General features: G+C 42.7%; 20 protein-coding genes and 1 riboswitch. Of the genes, 7 read left to right on the top strand and 13 right to left on the bottom strand.

Annotation, left to right across the window (positions count from 1 at the left end; genetic code table 11):
- Positions 1–189 precede the first annotated feature (189 nt).
- Both L2764_RS15015 and metE read right to left on the bottom strand, forming a co-directional pair.
- Positions 190–1119, bottom strand: a complete 930-nt coding sequence (locus L2764_RS15015; protein WP_248941072.1) for a bile acid:sodium symporter family protein — start codon at positions 1117–1119, stop codon at positions 190–192.
- Between the two features lie 118 nt (positions 1120–1237).
- Positions 1238–3508 carry a 5-methyltetrahydropteroyltriglutamate--homocysteine S-methyltransferase gene (gene metE, locus L2764_RS15010; protein WP_248941071.1) on the bottom strand — a complete coding sequence of 757 codons (2271 nt, stop codon included), beginning with the start codon at positions 3506–3508 and terminating at the stop codon, positions 1238–1240.
- Positions 3509–3681: 173 nt separating this feature from the next.
- Between metE and L2764_RS15005 the strand changes: the two genes are divergently transcribed.
- A complete protein-coding gene (locus tag L2764_RS15005) occupies positions 3682–4572 on the top strand; it encodes a LysR substrate-binding domain-containing protein (protein WP_248941069.1) in 891 nt (296 codons plus the stop codon).
- 89 nt (positions 4573–4661) lie between these two features.
- Here the strand turns inward: L2764_RS15005 and L2764_RS15000 are convergent, their stop codons facing one another.
- Positions 4662–5396, bottom strand: coding sequence for an HDOD domain-containing protein (locus L2764_RS15000; protein ID WP_248941068.1), 735 nt, complete (start codon positions 5394–5396; stop codon positions 4662–4664).
- A 493-nt stretch (positions 5397–5889) separates the two neighbouring features.
- On the opposite strand from L2764_RS15000, the gene L2764_RS14995 reads away from it, so the two are divergent.
- Entirely contained in the window at positions 5890–6591 is a 702-nt protein-coding gene (locus L2764_RS14995) for an outer membrane beta-barrel protein (protein WP_248941066.1), read from the top strand.
- A 91-nt stretch (positions 6592–6682) separates the two neighbouring features.
- Here L2764_RS14995 and L2764_RS14990 read toward each other — a convergent pair whose 3' ends face one another.
- A complete protein-coding gene (locus L2764_RS14990) occupies positions 6683–8764 on the bottom strand; it encodes a TonB-dependent receptor (protein WP_248941065.1) in 2082 nt (693 codons plus the stop codon).
- A 190-nt stretch (positions 8765–8954) separates the two neighbouring features.
- Positions 8955–9147, bottom strand: a riboswitch (cobalamin riboswitch).
- Between the two features lie 319 nt (positions 9148–9466).
- Here L2764_RS14990 and rbsK point away from each other — a divergent pair.
- The 4 genes from rbsK (at position 9467) to L2764_RS27790 (ending at position 13582) form a co-directional block, all read left to right on the top strand.
- On the top strand, positions 9467–10402 hold the full coding sequence (gene rbsK, locus L2764_RS14985) for a ribokinase (protein ID WP_248941063.1): 936 nt from the start codon (positions 9467–9469) through the stop codon (positions 10400–10402).
- Positions 10403–10541: 139 nt separating this feature from the next.
- Entirely contained in the window at positions 10542–12272 is a 1731-nt protein-coding gene (locus tag L2764_RS14980) for an aspartate:alanine exchanger family transporter (protein WP_248941062.1), read from the top strand.
- 8 nt (positions 12273–12280) lie between these two features.
- Positions 12281–13276, top strand: coding sequence for a Gfo/Idh/MocA family protein (locus tag L2764_RS14975; RefSeq protein ID WP_248941061.1), 996 nt, complete (start codon positions 12281–12283; stop codon positions 13274–13276).
- A 183-nt stretch (positions 13277–13459) separates the two neighbouring features.
- Positions 13460–13582, top strand: coding sequence for a hypothetical protein (locus L2764_RS27790; protein ID WP_283107027.1), 123 nt, complete (start codon positions 13460–13462; stop codon positions 13580–13582).
- A gap of 84 nt (positions 13583–13666) precedes the next feature.
- Here the strand turns inward: L2764_RS27790 and L2764_RS14970 are convergent, their stop codons facing one another.
- From L2764_RS14970 to ahpC, 5 genes are all read right to left on the bottom strand, one after another.
- On the bottom strand, positions 13667–14104 hold the full coding sequence (locus L2764_RS14970; RefSeq protein WP_248941060.1) for a helix-turn-helix domain-containing protein: 438 nt from the start codon (positions 14102–14104) through the stop codon (positions 13667–13669).
- The gene (locus tag L2764_RS14965) at positions 14101–14778 is read right to left on the bottom strand and encodes a hypothetical protein (protein WP_248941058.1); all 678 of its coding nucleotides are present in this window, start codon (positions 14776–14778) and stop codon (positions 14101–14103) included. The genes L2764_RS14970 and L2764_RS14965 overlap by 4 nt, the downstream gene beginning before the upstream one ends.
- 9 nt (positions 14779–14787) lie before the next feature.
- Entirely contained in the window at positions 14788–15357 is a 570-nt protein-coding gene (locus L2764_RS14960; protein WP_248941057.1) for a hypothetical protein, read from the bottom strand.
- A 435-nt stretch (positions 15358–15792) separates the two neighbouring features.
- Positions 15793–17403 carry an alkyl hydroperoxide reductase subunit F gene (gene ahpF, locus L2764_RS14955; RefSeq protein WP_248941056.1) on the bottom strand — a complete coding sequence of 537 codons (1611 nt, stop codon included), beginning with the start codon at positions 17401–17403 and terminating at the stop codon, positions 15793–15795.
- Between the two features lie 210 nt (positions 17404–17613).
- A complete protein-coding gene (gene ahpC / locus L2764_RS14950) occupies positions 17614–18183 on the bottom strand; it encodes an alkyl hydroperoxide reductase subunit C (RefSeq protein WP_248941055.1) in 570 nt (189 codons plus the stop codon).
- 241 nt (positions 18184–18424) lie between these two features.
- On the opposite strand from ahpC, the gene L2764_RS14945 reads away from it, so the two are divergent.
- On the top strand, positions 18425–19240 hold the full coding sequence (locus tag L2764_RS14945; RefSeq protein WP_248941054.1) for a delta-class carbonic anhydrase: 816 nt from the start codon (positions 18425–18427) through the stop codon (positions 19238–19240).
- Between the two features lie 90 nt (positions 19241–19330).
- Here L2764_RS14945 and L2764_RS14940 read toward each other — a convergent pair whose 3' ends face one another.
- From L2764_RS14940 to L2764_RS14925, 4 genes are all read right to left on the bottom strand, one after another.
- A complete protein-coding gene (locus tag L2764_RS14940) occupies positions 19331–20128 on the bottom strand; it encodes a DUF1338 domain-containing protein (protein ID WP_248941052.1) in 798 nt (265 codons plus the stop codon).
- Positions 20129–20260: 132 nt separating this feature from the next.
- Positions 20261–21721 carry a succinylglutamate-semialdehyde dehydrogenase gene (gene astD, locus L2764_RS14935; protein ID WP_248941051.1) on the bottom strand — a complete coding sequence of 487 codons (1461 nt, stop codon included), beginning with the start codon at positions 21719–21721 and terminating at the stop codon, positions 20261–20263.
- Positions 21722–21730: 9 nt separating this feature from the next.
- Complete coding sequence (gene astA, locus L2764_RS14930) at positions 21731–22750, bottom strand: arginine N-succinyltransferase (protein ID WP_248941049.1); 1020 nt, start codon at positions 22748–22750, stop codon at positions 21731–21733.
- A 139-nt stretch (positions 22751–22889) separates the two neighbouring features.
- Positions 22890–24107 (bottom strand): aspartate aminotransferase family protein, encoded by a 1218-nt coding sequence (locus tag L2764_RS14925; protein WP_248941048.1) that lies wholly within the window; start codon positions 24105–24107, stop codon positions 22890–22892.
- Positions 24108–25039: the final 932 nt, after the last annotated feature.

Below are 25039 nucleotides of genomic sequence, written 5' to 3'. Positions count from 1 at the left end.
CGTGCAGCATAACATCAAAAGGTCGCTACATTCCTTTAATCATGCGCCTTGAATTGAAAATCTGAAGGGGCTCTGAACAAATAACCTAACTTAGCAGGATGGATATTAGCACCCTCAAGCCGCTTTCCAGCCTCGCTTTAAAACAACATTAACACTTCATTTTTAAACGTTGGATTCAACCATTGAATGCTAAGCGCGAGGATCATCACGGCTGACTTTTCTATTAAACCAAAAGCTTGCTAATACACTCCCAGACAACACATGCCATACACTAAAAATAGCCCCTGGCAGCGCCGTAATAGCATTGAAAAATTGCATTGATAAAGCGACCGCTAATCCTGAGTTTTGCATCCCCACTTCAATGGCAATGGTGCGACAAATCGCTTCATCATAACCAAAAAATCGAGCCCCCCAATAGCCACTTAACAAACCAAATCCATTATGTAAAATCACCGCTAGCATCACCAGTAGTCCCATGGATGCAATATTACTCACATTTAACGCCACAACAATCGCGATAATGAACGCAATCACCACCATCGATAAGAACGGCAACCAATCACCGATCCGACTCACCACGCGCGTTAAAAACGTATTCAGCAATAAACCTATTCCTACGGGAAACAAAACAATCTTCACCATGCTCAGCAACATACTGAGAAACGGCACATCGACAACTTTCCCCACTAATAATTCAACTAGAATAGGCGTTAACACCACACTCAATAAAGTTGATGTTGCCGTCATGGTAATCGATAATGCCACATTTCCTTTTGCTAAAAAGCACATAACATTAGAAGCTGTTCCACCCGCAACACTGCCCAACAATACCATACCGACTAATAAATCATCATTTAACTGCAAACTCTTGGCAATGAAGAGAGCTAACAAAGGCATTAACGTAAATTGCAGTAATACACCCAAGAACACCACACGTTTTTTTTGCATTACCAACGAAAAGTCATGAGCCGTTAACGTCAGCCCCATACATAGCATGATCAATGCCAATAAAGGGGTGATCATGCCTTTAAAATCAATAAAAAATGCGGGCTCTGCAAAGGCAGTCCCTACCATCAATAACACCCATAAAGGAAATAACCGCGTTAATATTACCGACATATTGATACTTCCAAAAATGAGAAAGAATAAATGAGAAGAGGATAAAGTAGCATATAAGAAAGCTAGCGAATACACGCTAGCTTTTAGGGGAAGGTAATCAGTCAATTGACAATATGCATCAACCTAACTTGCGTCTTAGCTCTTTTGTTGCGGTCACTAAGTTACGTAAAGCGGGCTCAACTTCATCCCATGTCCGTGTTTTTAATCCGCAATCAGGGTTAACCCATAATTGACGCACAGGGATTTTTCTAGCGGCTTTTTCAATTAACGTCACCATTTCATCCACACTGGGAATATTAGGCGAATGAATATCATAAACACCTGGACCGATTTCATTAGGATAATTAAAATCTTCAAAAGCTTTCAGTAAGCCCATACGAGAGCGTGACGTTTCAATGGTGATAACATCGGCATCCATAGCCGCTATCGCAGCAATCGTCTCATTAAATTCGCTATAACACATATGCGTATGGATCTGCGTTGCATCAGTCACACCAGCGGCACTTAACTTAAAAGCATTAACGGCCCAATCAAGATAATGCTGCCAGTCACTTTTCTTCAAAGGCAGCCCTTCACGAAAAGCGGGCTCATCAATTTGAATAATGCCAATACCCGCATTTTGCAAATCAACCACTTCATCACGGATAGCTAAGCCTATTTGGGTCGCTATTTCATCACGACTAATATCTTCGCGAGCAAAAGACCAATGTAAGATGGTAACAGGTCCCGTCAGCATTCCTTTAACCGGCTTTTCCGTTAAACTCTGCGCATAAGTAGCCCATTCTACGGTCATTGCTTTAGGGCGGCTCACATCACCATAAATAAGCGGCGGTTTAACGCAGCGAGAACCATAACTTTGTACCCAACCAAATTGCGTAAAGCCGACACCTTCAAGTTGTTCGCCAAAGTATTCCACCATGTCATTACGTTCAGCTTCACCGTGGACTAAAACATCAATACCGAGTTTAAGTTGACGTTCAATGGTATCTTTTGTCACTTGTTGGAGTTGCTCAGTATACGTCGCTTCGGTGATTTCACCTTTACGCCAGCGGCTACGTAAACCCCGAATAGCAGGCGTTTGAGGAAACGATCCTATGGTCGTTATAGGAAATAAGGGTAAGCGATATTTATCTTGCTGTACTGCTTGACGTTTTACAAACTCATTCTGTCTTTCATAATCTTGTTGAGCTAATGCTGCAACTCTATCGATCACCGATTGATCTGCCGCTTTTGCTCTGGCATGACGACGTAGGGCACAATGAGCAACGATGGCCTCTGCAAGCGGTGACTGCCTATCATCGAGTAATGTCTTTAGCTGAGATAACTCAGTCAACTTTTGTTTAGCAAATGCCAGTTGTGTTTTAAGCTCTGGTGCAAGCTCCGTTTCCACTTCTAAATCGACGGGACTGTGTAATAAGCTGCAAGAAGGCGCAATCCAAACGTTATCTTGACGATCATGCACCACACTTGAAATACGCTTGGCAAGGGTATCAAGTTCTGCCGCCCAAACATTACGACCATTGATCACGCCTAACGACAGCACGGTGTCAGTGTTTACTTTCTCAGCAAATGCCGCTAATTGTTCGGGTGCAGTAACCAAATCAAGGTGAAGACCCGCTACAGGTAGATCAGTCACTAAGTCAAGATGATGCTCAATACTGCCATAATAGCTGGCCAGCAAAGTTTTTGTCGGTGCGGCATCCAATGCTTGATAAGTATCCGTAATAGCTTGCTGCCAATCACTTGTTAGCTCTAAAGCCAAAATAGGTTCGTCAAGCTGTACCCATTCGACCCCTTGTTCATTAAAACACGTTAACAAAGCCGTATACGCTGTTAATAACGAGGGCAACAAAGTCAATTTATCAAATTCAGCTTCCACTGTTTTTGCAAGGTATAAGAATGATACCGGGCCTAAAATAACCGGTTTGGCTTTAAAGCCTAGCGCCTTCACTTCTTCAATTTCATCAAAAAATTGATTATAAGCAATGTCAAAGGTCTGCTCAGGTTTAAGTTCAGGCACGATATAATGATAATTCGTATTGAAGTATTTCGTCATTTCAGCTGCGGGGGCGTTCGTCCCTGACGGCGCTCGACCACGGCCCACTCTAAACAAGGTATCAATGTCTATTTGACCTTCACCGCGATGACGATCAGGAATCGCATTTAACGTCGCACTGAGTGTCAACACTTGATCGTAATAAGCAAAATCACCAACAGGTAGAAACTCTACGCCCGCATCGGCCTGCCACTGCCAATGCGTACGACGCAAATCACTCGCTACGTCTGAAAGCTCTGCTTGTGTTATCTCACCACGCCAATACTTTTCTAACGCAAACTTAAGTTCACGATGACGACCAATTCGAGGAAAACCTAAGCTCGCTATTTGCATACAATACCCTTTATTTCAATAAGCTTCATTCTGGATTAAACACACCGTTTGCTATTTCATGACAAATAGTTAATACAGGCGTCTGGACGTCTAGAAGTGTATTGTGATAGTCTCATTCATCGCAATCGAATTGATTTCAAGAGCAACATGAGTAATATTCATGTGGAGAGAAAATGATAGAGCTTAGACACCTACGCACATTAATCGCCCTAAAAGAAACGGGTAGTTTAGCAGGAGCTGCAGCCAAACGTTTTGTGACTCAATCGGCCTTGTCTCATCAAATCAAAGAACTTGAAACTCGGATCAGCTCAGCCATTTTTGTCCGTAAAAGTAAACCATTAACCTTTACGCCCGAAGGCGTAAGACTACTGCAACTCGCCAACGATATTTTGCCTAAGGTAATGGAAACAGAACATGAATTAAAACAAGGATTAGATGACGAAAATCATCAATTGCGAGTCGGTATTGAATGCCACAGTTGTTTTCGATGGTTAATGCCAGTAATGGCACAATTTAGAGAGCATCATTCTCAGGCTAATTTAGACTTATCGAGTCGACACTTATTTGACTCACTCAATGCGTTAGAAGCGGGGGATTTAGATGTTGTCCTCACTTCAGATCCAGTTCCAGCTCAATCTATTACCTATCAACATCTATTTGATTTTGAAGTAAAACTTGTCATCGCAAACGATCATCCTTTGGCGAATGAGCCTTTTGTATCTCCTGCACAATTAACCGGACTTCCTATCCTAAGTTATCCTGTTCCTATCCAGAGAATGGATATTTACCGCCATTTTCTGGAGCCTGCTGGCATTAAACCCGGTCCCCAAATTCATTGCGATCTCACTATGATGCTACTACAACGCATTGCGTGTAAAGATGGCATAGCGGCATTACCCTCTTGGTCTATAAAAGAAGCTCACGGTTTAAGCTTAACCAGTATCACACTCGGAAAAGAAGGGCTCAAAAGACCTTTATTCGGCGCATATCGTCCTCACAATGCGAATAGCCGACTGGCCCAAGATTGGTTAAATTTAGTAGCAAAGGAAGGCGCTAATAAATAAACAATAAATAGAAAATAGAAAAAACTGATAGAGACAAAATATCGACCTCTCATTGAAGCAGAGGTCGATGTTAAAAAGACGTGTGAACACTATTTAATCTTGGGGTTGAGTAACAAATTCCGTTTTTCTAAAATGGTTTGCAAAATCATACCCGCAGAGTAAGGCTCTGTGGCTTTTTGTAAGTTATGCGCAATCATAAACTCATCCCGTAAATCATCATCTAACCCTAACGCCGCAAAAGCTTGTAGCGTCAAAGTTTGTTGGTGATTATCAATCAAAGATTTTAATACCCCTAATGGATAAGGCTTAAGCGCATTATCGTTTAAATAAGCAAATGCACTCAATACGATGATTTCACCAAACACGCTGAATAACGCTAATGTTTGAACTTCATCAGGATTAATACCTTTACCTTTAAAGCGTTGTAAGCTATCCAACGCCTCCGCCGCAATATCTTCCGTCAAGGTCCAATAACCTTGTACCAATTTTTTATAAGGTTCAGCCAATTCATCTAATCGCTCTTTTAAATAAAAACTAAAAGCATAACGATAAATATTAATCTGCCCTAAACGCACTAAGGCATCTTTTAGAGAACGATTTCGGTGAGTCCCAAACCCCACACAATCGGCACAGTGACTGCGCCATAATAAATGTGCCGATAAAGCAGGATCGGATGACACAATATCAATCACATTGCGTACATCGCTCTCTGCGATAATGGCTTTTTTTAAAGGAATTAGGATCCCTCTACGTCCAATTACTTGCTCTTCATTGCCAATAATTGCATGTACTTGAGTAAATACCTGCTGCTCAAGATCTGTCATCTGAAGTTTTAAACCTTCTTATTTTTAATATTATTTAACAACGACGTTGCCACATTAATAAACCCTGTACTAACATGGATCACGCCTAATCTTATCTAGCTTAACAAGTTTCACCTACTTTAGGGGCTAAAAATAGGATTTAAATACAAATTTACCATTCAAACTCATTATTATTACCATTAAAATTCAATCATAAACGCCAATTTATACATTGCATGCTTATGGGTATAAATCCCAATCACTTTAGACTCATTTAACATAAGTGATAAAATTGATCGCAAAGTAACCACTAACAGCCTAAAGCGACCATTTTTTCATTTTGATGAAAAAATCTCTCTATCACAATTATCATTAATATTGATAGCTCAAACACCCCCTCATTAATGCGTTACATATTAATACTTTAGTGTATATAGTGTTTGAATTGTAAATTTATAATGTTAACCTCCGCCGCCTTAAATGATTTAACATTGAAGTAATTGACTAAACAACTATGAAAAAATTCACTATCGCTGCCTTAATGTTGGCTACCGGCAACATCAATTCCGCAGCCGCAAGCACCGAAGGCTTTTATCTCGGTGCCGAATTTGGTGCCACTCAATTAAAAATTGCCAAAACCCCAATCAATGAACATGCGAACAGCTATGGCTTATACATGGGTTATCAATTTACAAACTGGTTTGCTTTAGAAGGAAAAATCTCGAAAACGGCTGATTATAATATTAATGAAGATTATAATATAAATGAAAATGTCTACATAAATATATATGAAGATGGATCTCTTGATACTATTTCTACTAATAAAAAAACTAAACATTCAGCAACAAGTGTAAATTTAACCCCCAAATTTAATTGGCAGCTCAATGATACCTTATCTGTATTTGCCAAAGCGGGGATCAGCTACACAAAAATGACCGTCAATACCCATACCACACTGACTGATAGCTATTATTATTATGATAACGATACGCTTTATTATATGTCGAACAGCAGTGTGTCTGATAGCTATGATGGCTGGGGTTACATCTTAGGCGCAGGTATGGATGTATCTATTAACACACACCTTACCCTTCGCTTGGGCTATGACTACACCAAAGTCGATTTGGAAAATAATCATGTCTATTCAGATTATGATGAAGGTAAGCTTGATACGACACTGTCACAATTTAGCCTAGGGTTACATTACACCTTTTAAAATGTCGTTGTTACCGTCAGTCTCATTTGATTGAGTTCTGCTGTGTTTTGCCCCCAAATATTTGGGGGCTTATTTTATCGAAAATGACTAACTAAAACCGATAACTGGCCGACACGGTCAACATTCTTTCAGTACCAGAATAGTAATACCCTGTTCCATAACTATAATAACCTGCGCTGACATACTTTTGATTAAACAAGTTATCCACGCGAATACTGGCTAACCAATCATTAAGGTTATAGTTAAGCGCAATATTGGTCAGTGTATAACTGCTGAGTTTTGGACCACTGTTGCTATTATCGCCATCTAAATATTGTCTACCTGTATACACAGCTTCAACAAACGCTTGTAAATCATCTGTCAGATCGACACTGGTAAAGGCTCTTCCTGAATGTTTTGCCACCCAAGACAGCGCTTTGCCTTTGTTCTCGCCATGGGTAAATTCAGCGTCGATATAACTATAATCAAGACCGACTTGCCATATCGATGCCACTTGCCAATCCCAATCAAGGCTTAAGCCATAACGCCTCGATGCATCGGCATTCACATTGGCGCCGGGGAAAAAGCCACCACTGGGCGAGTCGGCTGACGAGTCAAACACTATTTCATCTTCTAAGTCGAGGCGATACAGATTCACTCTAATAGTATTGTATGCGGTGATCCAATCCCAGCCCGCCTCAACAGACTCACCCGTTTGCGGTTTTAAACCATACACCCCCGCTGAGGTATAGGCTTGCTCATCAACTTTAGCGAAGCGAAAATTACTCTCACCTCGAAGATAAAACCGATGTGCGCTGCTGGGACGATAGTTGACGCCTAGCTCAAAGGCGGTGGCCTCATTATTAAGATCCACGCCATCGGGGTAAACCGAATTATCGGTTAAATCATCTTTGACATGAGCGTAACGGCCACCCGTAACTAGACTCACAGATGAGGTTAACGGCACAGTGACTTGGCTATACACGCTAGCCATGTTTTGCTTATCTTCTCGGTTGATATAAGTGCCTGTAAATTTAGCATTGCCTAAGTTGTAATCGATACCCGAGATAAGATTGATATTCCCTTTCCCGTTAGGGAAACTCGCCGTCACTTTAGGTTGCAACTCTAATAAAGAACGCTCATTTCTTAAAATACTGGTGCCATAAACAGAGGTCGAACTGGCGTTAATTAACGAATCTGTGTAAGTCACATCCGTTGACAATGCCCAGGTGCTATTGAGTTGATGACGGTAACCACTGCGACTCGCACTGGTCATTTCGTGCTGCTCACCTTGGCTGCTACCCACTTGACGAGGATCATCTTGGTATTCAGTGGCTGTTAACGCGCCGGGTAAATCTTGCTTATTATCGTAATAACTGGTTTCGACAAAAAAATCATCACTTGCTGTTTGATATTGCAAGCGGCCTAAAATCGATCCGGTATTATTACTATTATGTTTGCGGTAGTTATCACTTTCATTTTGACTGCCCGCTAAATAAACGCTCCACTCATCGTTAATTTTAGCCGACACGTCGGCTCGGCCTTCATAGGTACCGTAATTCCCCGCCAAGAGTTGAACATTACCGCCAGTATCGTCAGGCGAACGGGTAATAATATTAATCACTCCCCCCACAGCCTGATCGCCATATAACACGCCCGCACTACCGGATAAAATCTCCACTCTTTCCACCTGATTTAACGGAATAGCGCCCACACTTGGCGCGGCAATATCAATATTATTGAGCCGACGACCATCCATTAAAATAAGCGTATTATTGCTGGCTTGGCTGCCACTAAAGCCCCGCATCGAAAATACCGGACCACTATTACTGTCGGTAATTTGAATGCCGCTTTGGCCCCGTAATACATCCGTTAACGTGGTAGCCCCACTCAAGGCAATATCCACACTGTCAATAACATTCACATTAGCAGCGATATTTAATGGGGTAGTATCAACACGACCAATCACCGTGATCACCTCATCGATATTACTTTCTGTTGGATAGGCCAACGGTGTTTGCTTAACTTGCTTCTCGCTCGATGCGGTCTCTTCAGTGCTATTCTCGGCTGCAAACGCCGTTGGAGATAGCAGTATTGAAGATAAGGCTGAAGACAATAATGTCAGCGCTAACATAGATGGGTGTATATATTTTTGGCCCACACATTGCGCCAGCTTTGTTACTTGTATTCCCATTTACCTTTTTCTCCCAAAGGATAAACGGAGCAAATTGTCACGCTAAGAGCAATAAAATGGCATCCCGTTCTCATCACTCATTTATCAATAGGCCCTCATGACAGAGCTCATCACAAAACACATCTCTGAGTAACTAAAACTATTATTATTTTATTATCTTATCGCATCTCGAGATCTGCCCACCGAAATCATCGAAATCATCTTTAAGGCCGGTCTCCGGACTTGAATCAAAAGCATCATGGTTAATGGCATAGTAAAATGCTCATCAAGCTCGCTTATTCATCTTTACCGTTGCGGGGGCAGTGCCTGACTTTCACAGACTTCCCGATTATCCAAATGTTCTATAATAAACGACATTCGGCACCTTAAAAACTGACAGTTACCACCTAACATTGATTGATTTTTATTTTATAAAATCAATATTCGACGTTAACGTTACATAAAAAACGAGAATGAATAGAATACGCCTCTATTATTCTTCTATAAATCATTTTATACACTTATACATATATGATTTCGCGGCATTATAAAGTATCGACTAAAGGCTAACAATCAATCGATGATTTTTCTCGTCCCTAATGATGACTGAAATCGAGCCGACAACTAAAGACGCCTCAATTTAATTGTCATTTGAATAGCACTTGTATCTTCAGCACAATAAGATACACCTAGAAAATCATTAACCATAAAGAGTTACTATAAATGACGACACTTCTGATCTTAGGCAGCAGTAATATCGATCATGTTATGCGAGTTGAGCAGCTCCCCAAAGCAGGAGAAACCCGTATAACGCAAGACTATCGAGTCCAATTTGGCGGCAAAGGGGCTAATCAAGCCGTCGCCAGCGCGCGTTTATGTCTTGGCGCAACGGACGTTCATTTTATCAGTGCATTAGGCAAAGATCCCACAGCACAAACCATGTGTACATCTTGGAAAAAAGAGGGATTAACACTCGATGCCCTCTCCTTTATCGACAATGAAAATACCGGCAGTGCAATGATTTTTATCGATAATCAAGGGGAAAATTGTATCGCCGTCAATGCGGGCGCCAATGCCTGTTTGTTACCTCATATGCTAATCAAACAAGAAGCCTTATTTTCAAAGGCTAATCACTTGCTAGTGCAATTAGAAACCCCGATAGAAACGGTCCAGCAAGCCTTAGTATTGGCTAAGAAACATCAATGCCACACCATACTCAACCCTGCGCCCGCGATAAAACTGAGTGCAAAACTGCTTGCTTTGGTGGATATTATCACGCCAAACGAAACTGAAGCCTATAAATTAACTGGTATTGACGTCATCGATAACCATAGCGCGCAACAAGCTGCCGACGTGTTACACCTCGCTGGCATAAAGTGTGTCATCATCACACTGGGCAGCCAAGGGGCTTATGTGAGTGAGCAAGCTGCCAATGCCAGTGAAAAAAAGACAGGCCAGCTTATTCCAACCCCGACCGTCACGGCCATTGATACGGTTGCCGCAGGCGATACCTTTAACGGAGGCTTGATGGTCGGGCTCGCTGAAGGCTTACACTTACATCAAGCCATTCGTTTTGCCAATCAAGCCGCAGGGATCACAGTGACTCGCCACGGCGCTCAAGCTGCTATCCCTTATCGCCATGAAGTGATATTAGAATAATACCCATCCTATTCAATAGGGTTGGTATAACGTCCTGCGATCACAATTAAAGCCGACACATTTCACAAAAAATGATCCATTGGCCATACTGTGCATTATCCACATTGCACGCTGAGCTAACACTGGATGGTAGAGCCATATGATTGCTTTTATATTTCACTATATCGCCAATAATCCTTTTGTGTTTTTATTCCTCGCTATTAGTCTGGGTTATCCACTGGGTAAAGTCAGCATTAAGGGGATCAATTTAGGCGCTACTGCTGGCACACTGCTCGTTAGCGTACTGATTGCACTGGGCGCCTTTTCATTTTACGGGTTAACCATCGATGCACCAGGACTCATCTCTGATATTTTTCTGATGATGTTTATGTATGCCATCGGGATGAAAGTGGGGCCGCAGTTTTTTTCAGGGCTCGCCCGTGGCGGCATGGATTTTGTCGTTATCGGTCTCATTGTGGTTTTTAGTAATTTTCTCATTGTCTTTTTTGGCGCAAAACTATTCAACCTCGCCCCCGGTTACGCTGCGGGTATTATTTCAGGCAGCTACACTGTGACCGCTGTTATGGGAGTGGCTCAATCAGCGATTACCTCTGGCGCTTTTAAAGCGCCCAATGACATCACGCTCGATCAAGTCAGTGCCAATATAGCCGCAGGATATGCCATCAGCTACATCCTCTCAAGTGTCTTTATCATATTGTTAATTAAATATTTACCTTCATTATTTGGCAGGGATCCCGTTAAAGCGGGGAGAGAAGCTGAAAGCAATTTTGGCGCAGGTAAAGATAATGAAGCCTTACCCAGTACCGCCGGTTTTTCAAGCCTTGGGGTATTACCACTGGATATTCGCGCCTATCGTGTCGAGCATCAAGAATTAGTCAACCAAAGCCCTGACAGTCTCTATCACCGTTATCCTCAGGCCACGGTATTGAGAATAATGAGAGATAATAAAATCATTACGGCAGCAGACAATCCTAAATTACAGCTTGGGGATATCATTGGAGTCCGTGGGCAATATCATATGCTCATTGAAGGGGGTGAAAGTCATATAGGAACCGAAGTCGATGAGCCAAGAGTGCGCAATGTTGACATTGAAGTGGCCGATCTTCACCTAGGAAAGTCCGACTATATTGGTTATAACATCGAACAATTAAGCCAAAAAATAGGCTTTGGGCTTTACCTCAAGGCCTTATTTAGGCAAGGGCATCCATTACCCATTTTGCCTCAAACTCAAATTGAAATGGGCGATGTGATCCGCGTCGCAGGATCCGACTGGTGCGTTAAGCAAGCGGCCAAAAAACTCAACAGTACACCGATCGTTGAAAGCACCATCACCGAGACCTTTTATTTGGCTTTGTCCCTATTAATCGGCTACATTTGTGGTCACCTAAGTGTCAATATCTCGGGTATTCCCTTTGCTCTAGGTACATCAGCAGGCTGTATGCTAACGGGGATTATTTTTTCATTTTTTCGCACCCGTAACCCCGCCTTTGGCGGCCCCATGAGTGAAGGTGCCCGTAGTTTCTTGCAAGATATCGGCTTAAGTTTATTTGTGGCCGTTTTAGCCACCAGCGTCGGGCCTAAAATTTTGGACTCTTTTCAAGGTACCGTCGTCATAAAAATTGCCTTTCTAGGCTTGATTGCCGCGCTATTACCTCCGCTACTGGCTTGGTTATATGGACTCTACTTTCGCAAGATGAATCCCGCAATTCTAGCGGGCGCCTGCGCAGGCGCCCGTAACAGCACTCCCGCAATGAAAGGGGCCCAAGATATTTGCCAAAGTGACATACCTGCCATTGGCTATCCTGTCCCTTATGCCCTCACATCCATGATAGTGCTCATCTTAGGCTATTTGAGTATGGTGTTGTATTAGGAGCACCAATGAAAACACATAGACCTAGTACATCAATACGCTGGGGGATCATCGGCTGTGGCGACGTCACTGAGGTTAAAAGTGGCCCAGCCTACCAACATACCGAACACTTTGAACTCTCAGCCGTCATGAGACGAGATAAACACAAAGCCCAAGATTATGCCGCGCGGCATAACATCAAAAATCACTATACTCAAGCTGATAGTATTATTTTTAATGATGATATTGATGCTATCTATATTGCCACACCACCTGATACCCATAAATTTTATGGGTTACAAGTTGCAACAGCAGGAAAACCTTGCTGTATTGAAAAACCTTTAGCGGTTAATTATCAAGATAGCTTAAGTATTTACCAAGCCTTTGAACACACTAATACCCCGCTATTTGTGGCCTACTATCGCCGCTCTTTGCCTAGATTCAATAAAATAAAGAGCCTAATTGATGCAGGAGAGGTTGGCGAGATCCGTCACATTCAATGGCAACTTTCTCGCCCGCCCAACAGTGTCGACAGCTCAGGTCAATCCCAATGGCGTACAGATAAAAACATCGCCCCCGGTGGCTACTTTGATGATCTCGCTTGCCACGGGCTCAACTTATTCGCTTATCTTCTCGGTGATTTTATACAAGTGGAAGGGATGGGCTTCAACCAACAAGGACTTTATAGCGCCTTCGATGCCGTTAGCGCATGCTGGTCCCATTCTAATAATATTACCGGCTGTGGCTATTGGAATTTTTCTTGCCACCATAAGCAAGATAAAGTGGATATTTTGGGATCCTCAGGCACAATCAGTTTCTCGGTGTTTGAAGAAGCAAGTATCACATTAAGTACCGCCCAACGGCAGGAAGACATCTTTATTGCCAACCCAAACCCTATCCAACTTTATCATGTACTTAATATGAAAGAGCAGTTAATTAATCGCATCAAGCATCCCAGTGACGGTAAATCTGCGCTTCACACCAGTTGGGTTATGGATAAAATACTCGGGGGAATTGCTCCTTAGTAACGGTTTTGTCGTACTAGCCGCAAGGCAGCCTGATGGCATTGATACCATGTCACACTGAGCAATATCCAAGACTTAAGCCCCAATCAAATTAGCAATAAGCTGATTAATGATTGCTTAGCACTGCAGGGCAACTCATCGAAACCAGCCAAAATCAGTAAGCCTAAACCCATCATTCGAAACTTGTGTGACGGTCAAGTCAAAGTCGAAGAGTACGCCACCGCCATCAAAGTGGATATTCAAGACATCAATGCCGAACAAATGAAAGAAATCCAAGAGTTGATTGCTGCGGTACTCGGCCACTGAGTCACTGAAGTCCCTCAATTTCAAACAAAAAAAGTGGGGCAATCTGCCCCACTTTTTTATGTCAGTAACGCTGTACTCATCGCATTAAGTTTTTAAAATATGTTTCATATCTAATAACGCATCTGACATCAAACTCAAGGTACCATGGTGCAGCTCTTTTTCATCCGTCATCAATAGCAAGACATTGGTGGCCGACGTCACTTGATTCAACCGACTACGCATCTTTTCATTGTCTTCTTGGCTCAGCTCAGGCGTAGGCGCATTTTCGTCGCAATCAGGATTAATTTGAGGGTACCCCGACTCATCATCACTGCCGCGTCGATATTCCCCCAGCGCATCATGATGAAAATAACGACCATAATTTTTAGCAATAAAACCCAGTAATTTAAAAATCTTACCCATACTCGGCTGGCTATCACCCTCTTGCCATTGCTGTATATCAGCCTCACTCACACTCATGATTTCGGCCAACTGTGTTTCAGTCAAATCAAAACTTGTGCGTATATTTTCCAGTTCCGTCACATCCCTGCTCCTGTTAATCGTTTCGACGTCCCCGCCTTTACAGCCACATAGCCCATACCCACTAATAGCACCATTTCTAAAATACTAATTGGTAAACGTATATACTCATATATGTCATAGAAAAATATAGGATTAAAGTCGACAAAAACATTGCCCAACACATCCTTACGCACTAAATCTTCTATGCCCGTCATTAAATTAGTCATCACCGCTAAGCCATACACGCCCAACAACAAATACTCTTGAGCAAAGCGCTGATAATGCACCTTTAGCCTTAACGCCTTAGCAATGGGGCCGCGATACCAAATCAAGGCCATCACTAATACGTCATAACCTATATAACTAAAATAAAAGCCCCAACTGGGCACTTGAGTGAGTAAATAGTCATTCAGCCACAACGTATCCACTAACTTCATCGCTGTTGGGAACATCAGCAAGTAAGCCCAATTAGGCAAATGACGGCACATGAGTACACTCATACCTAACCCCAAGACTAAACCAATATTGCCTAACCAATATAACTCTCTAAAGAAAACTGAAATAATTAAGATTAACGCCAATAAACCACTTACAGCAAAGGTTCCTAACCACAACCAGGGTTTTTTATTGGCAAAATAAATTACTCCCGAGCTGATCAGGCCGAGGCCAATAAGCACAACAACGAATACATCCATGCTGATCTCCTAGCTCATCACAACAAAAGAGCTAACATCATTACTAGGTTGAGTTGTCCCACCACCACCCATAGGTAACGGCGGTACCCATCCTTCCTCACCATTCAATAAGGCAAAACTAACATCATTGCTAGGCTTACTAGAACCACCACCCGTCATCGGTACTGGTGGCAACCAGCCAGCTTCACCCTCTAATAAGGCGAGATTGATATTACTAGAGCCAGGTTGTCCACTCCCACCACTACCCAACGGTAACGGCGGTATCCAACCTTCACCATTCAATAAGGCAAAATTCACCTTTTCAATAGGATTATTCCCACCACCACCCGTCATCGGTGTAGGCGCTGGAAGACTCACGCTCAAGGGGCCGAGGGCGATGGCTTCTGACAGTACTTGGCTGACTTGATGATGGAAAGATTGGCTATTGGCTTGAGCACTCGTTTGAGTATTGTGCAGGCGCACCAATAAATCGGCGGGGTTTAGTGCATTCGTCGAAGGGGTCACGCTCACGACTTCGGTGGATTGTTGTAAGGCTTGAAACACATCGGACTCTATACTGGGTGGCATATCCATTATCATGATTGTTTTCCTTGCTTTCTTCTTATAAATAAACAGTTAAATAGACCGCTATACACATGGCTGCCAACATCGCATTCGAACTCGTTAGCGATTCATGCATGGCATTAACTTTTTAGTTTGATTGTCGTTTTTAATCGCTTCACTAATATACAGAACATTAAGTACATTATTCAAGCTATTGATTTACTTATTACCATCATTTAGCTATCAGATGCTTAACAAAAAAGGCAGGTTAAACCTGCCAATCGAAGATAATCCCAAATCACATGCTCCTCAAAAAATGAACAAAATAGTGAATCAATAAGTAACCCTATATAGAGATAAATGGATAGCAAGGCCTTAGCGACTTGAATACGGGTAAACACTGGACAAAAAAAGAGCCGACAATCATGTCGGCTCTTTTTCATTTATCTCTTTGCAATCGATACTTTCACGCTATGCCGCTTTATGCGCTTTACTCTCTTCAGCAACGTTGCTGTCATCGGTGTCATCAACGTCACTTCGGATCAGGTGATCAAAGGCGCCTAAAGAGGCTGTCGCGCCACTGCCCATGGCAATAATAATTTGTTTGTAAGCCGAATTAGTCACATCACCTGCGGCGAACACGCCCGGTATGGATGTTTGCCCTTTGCCATCGACGATAATCTCGCCTCTTGGGGTGACATCCACGATGCCTGTTAACCACTCACTATTAGGCACTAAGCCTATTTGCACAAAAATACCGGCAAGTGCAACATGATGGGTTTCATTGGTGGCTCTGTCGGTATAATCTAACCCATTGACCCGCTGGCCATCGCCGGTGACGTCGGTGGTCATGGCTTGGGTAATAATGTCGATATTCCCCATAGAGCGGGCTTTTTTCTGCAATACGTCATCGGCCCTGAGAATGGCATCAAACTCGAGTACGGTGACATGTTCTACAATATTGGCCAAATCGATTGCCGCTTCGATACCTGAATTACCACCACCGATCACCGCTACGCGCTTACCTTTAAACAGCGGGCCATCACAATGTGGGCAATACGCCACACCTTTACCGCGATACTCTTGCTCACCGGGCACCTTCATTTCACGCCAGCGTGCTCCAGTCGCCAGTAATACCGTACGGCTTTTTATCACGGCGCCACTTTCCAGTTTAAGCTCAAATAACTTGCCCGATTTTAATGACAACGCGCGCTGATTATCCATTATATCCACTTCATAGTCATGAACATGGGCTTCAAGGTTTGCCACTAACTTAGGCCCTTGTGTGGCCTTTACTGAGATAAAGTTTTCAATACCCACCGTCTCGGCCACTTGACCGCCAAATTTATCGGCGACGATGCCGGTTCGTAATCCTTTTCGTGCCGCATAAATGGCTGCCGATGCCCCCGCAGGACCACCGCCGACCACTAAGACTTCAAAAGGCTCTTTCTCATTGAGTTTTTCCGCTTGTCGGCTTTGGGCATTGACATCAATTTTATTTAAAATGTCCACTACAGTGACGCGCCCCACAGCAAAAGGCTCACCGTTTAAATACACCGAAGGCACCGCCATGATATTGCGCTCATCCACTTCTTCTTGAAATAAAGCACCGTCAATCATCACATGGTGAATATTAGGATTAATCGCCGCCATCATATTGAATGCTTGCACCACCTCAGGACAGGTTTGGCAACTCAACGACACATACGTCTCAAATCGATATTCACCTGTCAGCGCACTGATTTGTTCAATAAGCTCAGGCGCTAATTTTATCGGATGTCCACCTGTATGTAATAGCGCTAACACTAAAGAGGTGAACTCATGCCCCATTGGCACCCCCGCAAAAGTGATACTGGTTTGTGCTTGGGCTGATTGTGAAGGGCTAGTGATCTTCATTGAAGGCGTTCGCTCACCCATTTGAGTTGTGAGACTGACCAAATCTGATAATTGGACAATCTCATCAGCCAGCACGGCTAACTCCCGCGCTTTTGTCGTATCATCTGCCGATACGACAAGTTCAACTGGACGCTTAAGGTTTTGTAAATAGGTTTTCAGTTGAGTTTTCAAATTCGTATCTAACATAATGACTCCTGAGCCAGAAAAATAAATGAATCGCTAATACTTTAAAAGAAAGAAACAATCACGAACGAGTGAACTAAATTAAAAATAAATACAGAAAATAAAAAATAAAGCAGACCCATTAGTCAGGGGGATTAATGGGTCCGGTCTATTGAGTAAACCTCATAAAACAGCAGGTTTCATTAAACAGTCCGTCTCATCCAATACAATGAATTAGATTTTACCGACTAAGTCTAATGAAGGGGAAAGCGTCTCTTCACCTGGCTGCCAAGCAGCAGGGCACACTTCACCATCATGAGTCGCAACATATTGCGCCGCTTGAATTTTGCGAATGAGTTCAACTGCACTACGGCCAATACCCAAGTCATGAATTTCAGCGATTTTAATTTGACCTTCTGGATTAATCACGAAGCTACCGCGAAGTGCTAAACCATCTTCTTCAATCATTACACCAAAATTGCGGCTAATTTTTCCCGTTGGATCGCCTATCATTGGATATTGAATTTTGTTGATCGTATCAGAGCTGTCATGCCAAGCTTTATGGGTAAAATGCGTATCTGTTGAAACGGAGTAAATTTCAACACCCATGTCTTGCAGCTTTTGATAATGATCGGCTAAGTCACCTAATTCAGTTGGACAAACAAAAGTAAAGTCAGCTGGGTAAAAGAAAACAACCGACCACTTGCCTAATAAATCTTGCTCTGTCACTGGGTGAAAATCACCTTTGTGAAAAGCCGTTGCTGAGAAAGGTTGAACTTGAGTATTAATAATTGATTGATACATATCTTGCTCCGTAAATGCGAAAATAAAGTCTGGGATTGGTTTCGATGCAAGAATAATAGAACAACAAGTAAATTAAATATAACGGATAAAACCTATCGCTTTAATCGGTTTTTCAAATAAAGAGTCGGAGCAACTACAAGATTATTTTATATTTAAGAAACAAATGGTTAAAAAAATCATGTTCAAGTTACTTGTTCACTATACTTAGTATTAACGGCTCATCCAGTAAAAGGATTTAACTATGCGCTTAATCATAAAGGGACTTTACCTCACGACTTTACTGCTTGGCTTCGTATTCTTGAGTCAATCGATGGCCGCCATTGATCATGACCTTATTTGCGAAGGATTCGGTCCACAAGCCCCTAGGAATCTACAACTCGGTGAAGGCGAAAATACCAGTGTCTTTGGTATCGCCCCCCCTTTCACCCAGATGAATTTGTGTAATATGCACTTTCACTATAATGCAGAGCATAAAGCCAAAGCCTTTAATATTTATGCGGGCAAAGGCGATAAAAATGGCGTTGGAGGTGGCTTTGAATGCAAGATCAGTAAAAAACTTAATTATGCTGAAAGCATGCCGGTACCCGGCAACATGTGTGACGGACTCATTCCCGGGAATACCGTAGAGTTCCATTGGGTATACTCATCTTGTAATGTTAAACCCGGTGTCGGACTGGGCGCTTGCTCAACTCCCACTTGCGTTAATCCTGATTTACGTGTCGAAGCTCAAGTGTTCACGCTAGTCAATGATGACGGTGCGCCCAGCTTTAATCAATTCACCTATGATGTCGAGAATAAAAGTGATTACTATCAAACCAAATCATTGCCTTTAGATACGGGTCAGCCTATTGTATTTTTAGGCTCTGTTACGGGCACAGATTATGATAATCAGCAATGCTCTAATAAACAGGTAACATGGAGTATCCGCCCACTGTGTGAAAAGCTGAATATAAAGAGTTTAGGTAAGTGGTGTCAAGGTAATGTCTTTCAAGAAGTCAAAGCCCATGGAGTCAGGATGTTAGTGACCGATCCCGCCTTACTGTCAGATATCGATTAACATCCGCTATTTCGATAAAAATCGGCCACATTAAAAACCAAGAAGCCACTCTGTAGAGTGGCTTCTTGGTTAGCAGCTTAATTCCAAAAATTAATTGACATTGGTACTTTCAAAGATTTTGTCGGCTGACGCCGCCACAAATCCAGTATACACTTCGCCATTTGGCATGTTATAGCGCAATGCAAACTCATAAAAACAACTGGGGATTTCAACTTTTGTGTCACTAAAGTCCATGTTGATTTTATCTGCCATCGTTGATGACTGTTCGAGTAAGACCTCAGGCGATCCTTTGACTTCTCCGCCAACGGCATTCAATACAAATCCAGCTTGTTTTAATGCCTGATTCACTTCCAGAATATTGTCATAGTCAGGTAAATGATTAATCGACACCGTAAAGTGATTCGCACGATAACCAAAAGCGGCCACCCATGCAGCATACTCACTTTCCGCTAATAGCGCTGCATAAGTCTTGGAATCAAGCACCCAATGGCGACCCGAATACAAGAAGTTATCCGCAGTGACAACGCTGGCATCCATTGCATCGATAAAACCGGTGACGATCTGCTGTAATTCAGGGCTGAACTCTTCAACCAATAACTCTGAAATAAACACTTTAGGTTGAGTACTATCTGGATGCTCAAAGTGTTTGGCGATCAGTTTTTTAGCTGCAAAATTATAATCACCACAAGCAACATAACCCAATGACTCAAAATGAGCCGCCAGCACATCTAGATTGACTTTAGCAATATTGAAAGTCCGTAGCGCGATATGATCATTGATGATCGACTCACCCTGAGACAATAACGCATGTACCTTCGCCGCAGACGGGGTCATTTTGATATAGTCTTGCCAAAGCGCATCAAACAGGGTGTTGACATTAGTGTGCATTACTTACTCCTTTAGCTCATCGAAGAAAATAAAATTACCTTCAATAAAAATACACGAAAAGCGAAAACCTGACCGTAAATTTACCTCGTTTTTATTGATACAGTATCATTTACGGCCTGATTTATTGTTAAATTATAGCGTTAAGCCAGGGCTTAATTTTGCTGGTAAGCTCACCACATCGGCTTCAACTGAAGCCACAGGATAAGCACAATAGTCCGCCGCATAAAACGCACTGGCTCTATGGTTACCCGATGCACCGACGCCGCCGAAAGGGGCCGAGCCCGAAGCGCCAGTAATTTGCTTATTCCAGTTAACAATACCGGCACGAATACGCGCAAGGAAGTAATCATAATCTTCACGGCTATCGCTCAACAGTCCCGCTGATAAACCATAGCGGGTATTATTCGCCAATTTGATCGCTTCATCAAAATCGGTATAACGCACCACTTGTAATAATGGGCCAAAATACTCTTCATCCGGTAAAGCCATCACACCAGACACATCGATCAATCCAGGTGAAACCAAACCCGTACCCGCTTCAATATGCGTTAATTCAACTAAACTGCTGGCGCCTAAATCAATCAAGGATTGTTGCGCTGCAACCATGCCTTTAGCGGCGGTTTCAGAGATCATCGATCCCATGAAAGGCTGAGGCTGCGCATTCCAAGCCCCCACTTGAATTTGCTTAACCGCACTGGCCAGTTGCACAAGTAATGCATCGCCTTGCTCACCTTTTTGTACGTACAAACGACGCGCACAAGTACAACGTTGACCCGATGAAATATAAGCCGATTGAATGATATCGTGTACTGCAGCTTTAGTGTCATTAACATCTTTAATAATAAGCGGATTATTGCCCCCCATTTCAAGCGCCAAAATTTTACCCGGATCGCCCGCATTTTGTTGATGTAATATATGACCGGTACGTGAACTACCGGTAAAGAACAAGCCGTCTATTTGAGTATGCGAGGCAAGCGCTTTGCCGGTTTCTACTTCACCTTGAACCAAGTTAAGCACCCCTTGAGGTAATCCTGCTTGTTGCCAAAGTTTTAGCATAAACTCAGCCACTTTGGGTGTTAACTCAGACGGTTTAAACACCACGGCGTTACCGGCAATTAACGCAGGTACAATATGGCCGTTAGGTAAATGTCCAGGGAAATTATAAGGACCAAATACCGCCACCACACCATGAGGCTTATGACGTAATACTGCACGTCCTGCTGGGGTGTCATTTTCAGACGATCCAGTACGCTTATGGTAAGCGGCAACCGATAACGCAATCTTACCAATCATGGCGCCTGCTTCCGTTGCGGTCTCCCATTGTGGCTTACCGGTTTCTTGTGCGATCACTTCAGCTAATGCCGCTTTATTGGCTTCAAGTTGCCCACGGTATGCTTCAATAATGGCTAAACGCGCATCAAGACCTAGCATAAACCAATCAAATTGCGCTTCACGCGCGGCCATCACGGCACTATCTACTTGCTCAGGTGTTGCGGTTTGTCCACGCCAAATAATCTCTTGATTTGCTGGGTTGATTGAAGTCACTTCGTGACCAAGACCTGCAACCCACTGTCCTTGAATAAATTGTGTCATTTTCATTTCCTACAATGCCAAAATACGAATTTGCTGCCCTGGCTCAACAAACAGCGCTGCAGCTAACTCTGGTGATAAGATCACATCATCGTTATCTTCACTTACCTGTAAAAGGGCTGACGTCGCACGATAATCACTCAATAATGTATTGGAGATAATGTACTTAGATGCCGCCTCGGGCATATCGTCAATCGTCACGGTTAATAAACGACTCTCTCTCACAGAGCGAATATCATTTAAATTACATTCAACCGTGGGTCCACCATCAAAAATATCGACATAACCACGCCACCTGAAGCCTTCCGCCTCAAGTAAGTTCAAAGCCGGACGAGTATTGGTATGCACTTCCCCAATTACTTTTTGCGCCTCTTCTGGCAATAAACACACATAAACGGTATGTTTTGGCATCATTTCAGCCATGAAGGCTTTTTTCCCTAAACCTGAAAGATAATCGGCTTCAACAAAGTCGATGCCTAAAAAGTTTTTCTGTAACCAACCATAGAAAGGTGAATGGCCATTATCATCGCTTTCACCACGCATTTCGGCAATCACCGTATCACCGAAACGATGGGCATGTTGAGCCAAAAATAAGAAACGGCTACGCGATAACATACGGCCATTATTATTTTTACGGTAGTTATCACGCAAAAACAAGGTACACAGCTCGGCCGCACCCGTATAGTCGTGGCAAAGGGTTAAGGTTTCAGCCTCATTACGCACATCAATCTGTTTAGAGTGATACACTTCGGTACCTAAACGGTAATGGTAAAAGGCATCTTCCATTCCCACGGCGGCTTCTAGCCCACAAGTACCGACCACTTCTTGCGTCTCAGTATCTTCAAGCACCATTAAATAGCCTTCATCAAAAGGTCTTTCAACCTCTTTTTGAAAAGAGGCCGTTACTCGCGCAATTTTGCTTTTGAGTAATGCTTCATTGACGGGTAAAGAGGTAAAGCCATGACCTGACTCCTCTGCAATACGATGCAGTGCTTGATAATCACTCGATCGAATGGGACGTATTATTAACATCTATGATGTCTCCTCACTATAACTTGGCTGTCAACTCCTTCCTAGCCTCATAAAAGCGCGAATTGTTTCTCAACCAAGAATGCCTGCAGCCAAAACGATAGAGCCTTAATCTTAACGATAAGGCTCCTTTCGATCCGTTTTATGCGGCGAAAACCTTAGCTACAGCACGTTCAAAACGCACTAGCCCTTCTTCTATATCGGCATGAGGGATCACCAATGAAGGCGTAAAACGCACAACATTCGCGCCCGCAATCAAGCACATCAATCCTTCTTGCGCTGATGCAACAAGGAAGTCACGTGAACGACCCGCAAATTTCTCATTCATCACTCCGCCAATAAGTAATCCTTTGCCGCGGACTTCGCTGAACACATCATACTTCTCATTAATCTTGTTCAATCCATCACGGAAAAGTTGCTCACGCTGTTTCACGCCCGCTAACACTTCAGGGGTATTCACGACATCTAATACCGCGTTCCCCACAGCGCACGCTAATGGATTACCGCCATAAGTGGAACCATGCGTTCCAATTTTAAGATGTGCAGCAATCGTTGCTGTTGTGAGCATAGCCGCGATCGGGAAACCGCCACCGAGTGCTTTTGCCGTGGTTAAAATGTCCGGTACGACATCCGTTGACATATAAGCATAAAGCTCGCCCGTACGGCCAACACCGGTTTGTACTTCATCAAAAATCAATAATGCATTGTGCTTATCACATAACGCACGCACTGCGATTAAAAACTCAGGATCAGCATCGATAATGCCGCCTTCGCCTTGTAAGGGTTCCATCATCACGGCACAGGTTTTATCTGAAATAATGGCTTCAAATGCCGCGATATCATTAAAAGGCACATGAGAAATACTTTCAGGTTTAGGACCAAATCCATCAGAATAAGCCGCTTGACCACCCACGCTCACAGTAAAGAAAGTACGACCATGGAAGGCTTTATCAAACGCAATAATTTGATCTTTTTCTGCACCAACGGTTTCTAACGCAAAACGACGCGCCAGTTTCAGTGCCGCTTCATTGGCCTCTGCACCAGAGTTAGCAAAATAAACACGATCAGCAAAAGTCGCATTAACCAGTTTAGTGGCTAACTCCAGTGCAGGCTCATTGGTCATCACGTTAGATAGGTGCCATAATTTTTCACCTTGGGTTGTTAACGCGCCCACTAATGCAGGATGACAATGTCCTAGACAGTTCACCGCAATACCGCCAGCAAAATCGATAAATTCTTTCCCTGTTTGATCCCATACACGGCTACCGTCTCCGCGAACAGGAATAATAGCCGAAGGCGCATAATTAGGCACCATGACTTCATCAAATTGGGCTCTTGTTAAATTAATGTCAATGCTCATTGCTTCTGATCCTTTCTAGTTATAACGGTAAAAACCGCTCGTAGCCGCTTCATATCCCCTATAAAACATGGGGCCTACGCGGTGACTTGTATTACAATAAGCACATTATTAGCTAAAATGTGATCAAAATGCCAGTTTTTCGCAAGCTCTATTCATCAGACCTTGCCTTTTAATGCATAAAGATTAGAAAAAGGGAATTAGACAAGCGTATTCTATGGGCGTTTAGCGCATAAATAGTCATAAAAAAGTTATTTACACCCCGTTCACTCTAAATATTCACTGAGAACGCATAAATAAACATCTAAAGCGGGTTTCATTTAGCTATTTTTTTGCCTATAAAGGGCTTTTTCAAGAGAAGATTAATGTCCCCTTCCACTCTCTATTAATCGCTCACCCTTTATTGGTTACTATTTGACCGAGATTCAGATTATTTAGCTATAAATGTCGAATGACATTTCGGTTCACAGCAAATGGCTTCGATGAGATTAAACACTGCATATTGTATTAGCTGTGATATTAAAACAGTGCATCATTCCTTTGTTCGCATATAGCATTAAACAATATGCTTTCTATCATTATCTTCAAAGCAATCATAAGAGCGGTAATAAAAGACTCATCAAGTGAACTGCTTTTGGTCTTTTCTGTAACAGCTATCTGATAGAGGATACCTTCACCGAACAACTCTTTTTGAAGTTTGAGTATAAAAAGAGAGCGGCTAGATTGGACACAATTAATAATATAACTGATTAATCATAGCGATATTTAACTAAAAGTGAATGACCATTAACTCTTTAATGATTGCGGTGTTGTGAGTAATCAGGGAGCTATAGTCGTTTCTGGTGTATGAGGATAAAGCATTGCGATGTAACCTGTTAATTGATCTTGGCCGATCAACAATTAACAAAAGGAACATCGCAATGACTAAAAATGAT

Origin of the sequence: Shewanella surugensis (assembly GCF_023284005.1) — a bacterium.
Classification (GTDB): Bacteria; Pseudomonadota; Gammaproteobacteria; order Enterobacterales; family Shewanellaceae; genus Shewanella; species Shewanella surugensis.
Note: the sequence above shows the minus strand (reverse complement) of the source record. Positions and strands in the feature narration are given on the sequence as shown.

Coding starts and splice junctions, on each gene's coding strand:
- L2764_RS15015 (WP_248941072.1), bottom strand. CDS start 1,119: ATGTCGGTAATATTAACGCGGTTATTTCCTTTATGGGTGTTATTGATG.
- metE (WP_248941071.1), bottom strand. CDS start 3,508: ATGCAAATAGCGAGCTTAGGTTTTCCTCGAATTGGTCGTCATCGTGAA.
- L2764_RS15005 (WP_248941069.1), top strand. CDS start 3,682: ATGATAGAGCTTAGACACCTACGCACATTAATCGCCCTAAAAGAAACG.
- L2764_RS15000 (WP_248941068.1), bottom strand. CDS start 5,396: ATGACAGATCTTGAGCAGCAGGTATTTACTCAAGTACATGCAATTATT.
- L2764_RS14995 (WP_248941066.1), top strand. CDS start 5,890: ATGAAAAAATTCACTATCGCTGCCTTAATGTTGGCTACCGGCAACATC.
- L2764_RS14990 (WP_248941065.1), bottom strand. CDS start 8,764: ATGGGAATACAAGTAACAAAGCTGGCGCAATGTGTGGGCCAAAAATAT.
- rbsK (WP_248941063.1), top strand. CDS start 9,467: ATGACGACACTTCTGATCTTAGGCAGCAGTAATATCGATCATGTTATG.
- L2764_RS14980 (WP_248941062.1), top strand. CDS start 10,542: ATGATTGCTTTTATATTTCACTATATCGCCAATAATCCTTTTGTGTTT.
- L2764_RS14975 (WP_248941061.1), top strand. CDS start 12,281: ATGAAAACACATAGACCTAGTACATCAATACGCTGGGGGATCATCGGC.
- L2764_RS14965 (WP_248941058.1), bottom strand. CDS start 14,778: ATGGATGTATTCGTTGTTGTGCTTATTGGCCTCGGCCTGATCAGCTCG.
- L2764_RS14960 (WP_248941057.1), bottom strand. CDS start 15,357: ATGATAATGGATATGCCACCCAGTATAGAGTCCGATGTGTTTCAAGCC.
- ahpF (WP_248941056.1), bottom strand. CDS start 17,403: ATGTTAGATACGAATTTGAAAACTCAACTGAAAACCTATTTACAAAAC.
- ahpC (WP_248941055.1), bottom strand. CDS start 18,183: ATGTATCAATCAATTATTAATACTCAAGTTCAACCTTTCTCAGCAACG.
- L2764_RS14945 (WP_248941054.1), top strand. CDS start 18,425: ATGCGCTTAATCATAAAGGGACTTTACCTCACGACTTTACTGCTTGGC.
- L2764_RS14940 (WP_248941052.1), bottom strand. CDS start 20,128: ATGCACACTAATGTCAACACCCTGTTTGATGCGCTTTGGCAAGACTAT.
- astD (WP_248941051.1), bottom strand. CDS start 21,721: ATGACACAATTTATTCAAGGACAGTGGGTTGCAGGTCTTGGTCACGAA.
- astA (WP_248941049.1), bottom strand. CDS start 22,750: ATGTTAATAATACGTCCCATTCGATCGAGTGATTATCAAGCACTGCAT.
- L2764_RS14925 (WP_248941048.1), bottom strand. CDS start 24,107: ATGAGCATTGACATTAATTTAACAAGAGCCCAATTTGATGAAGTCATG.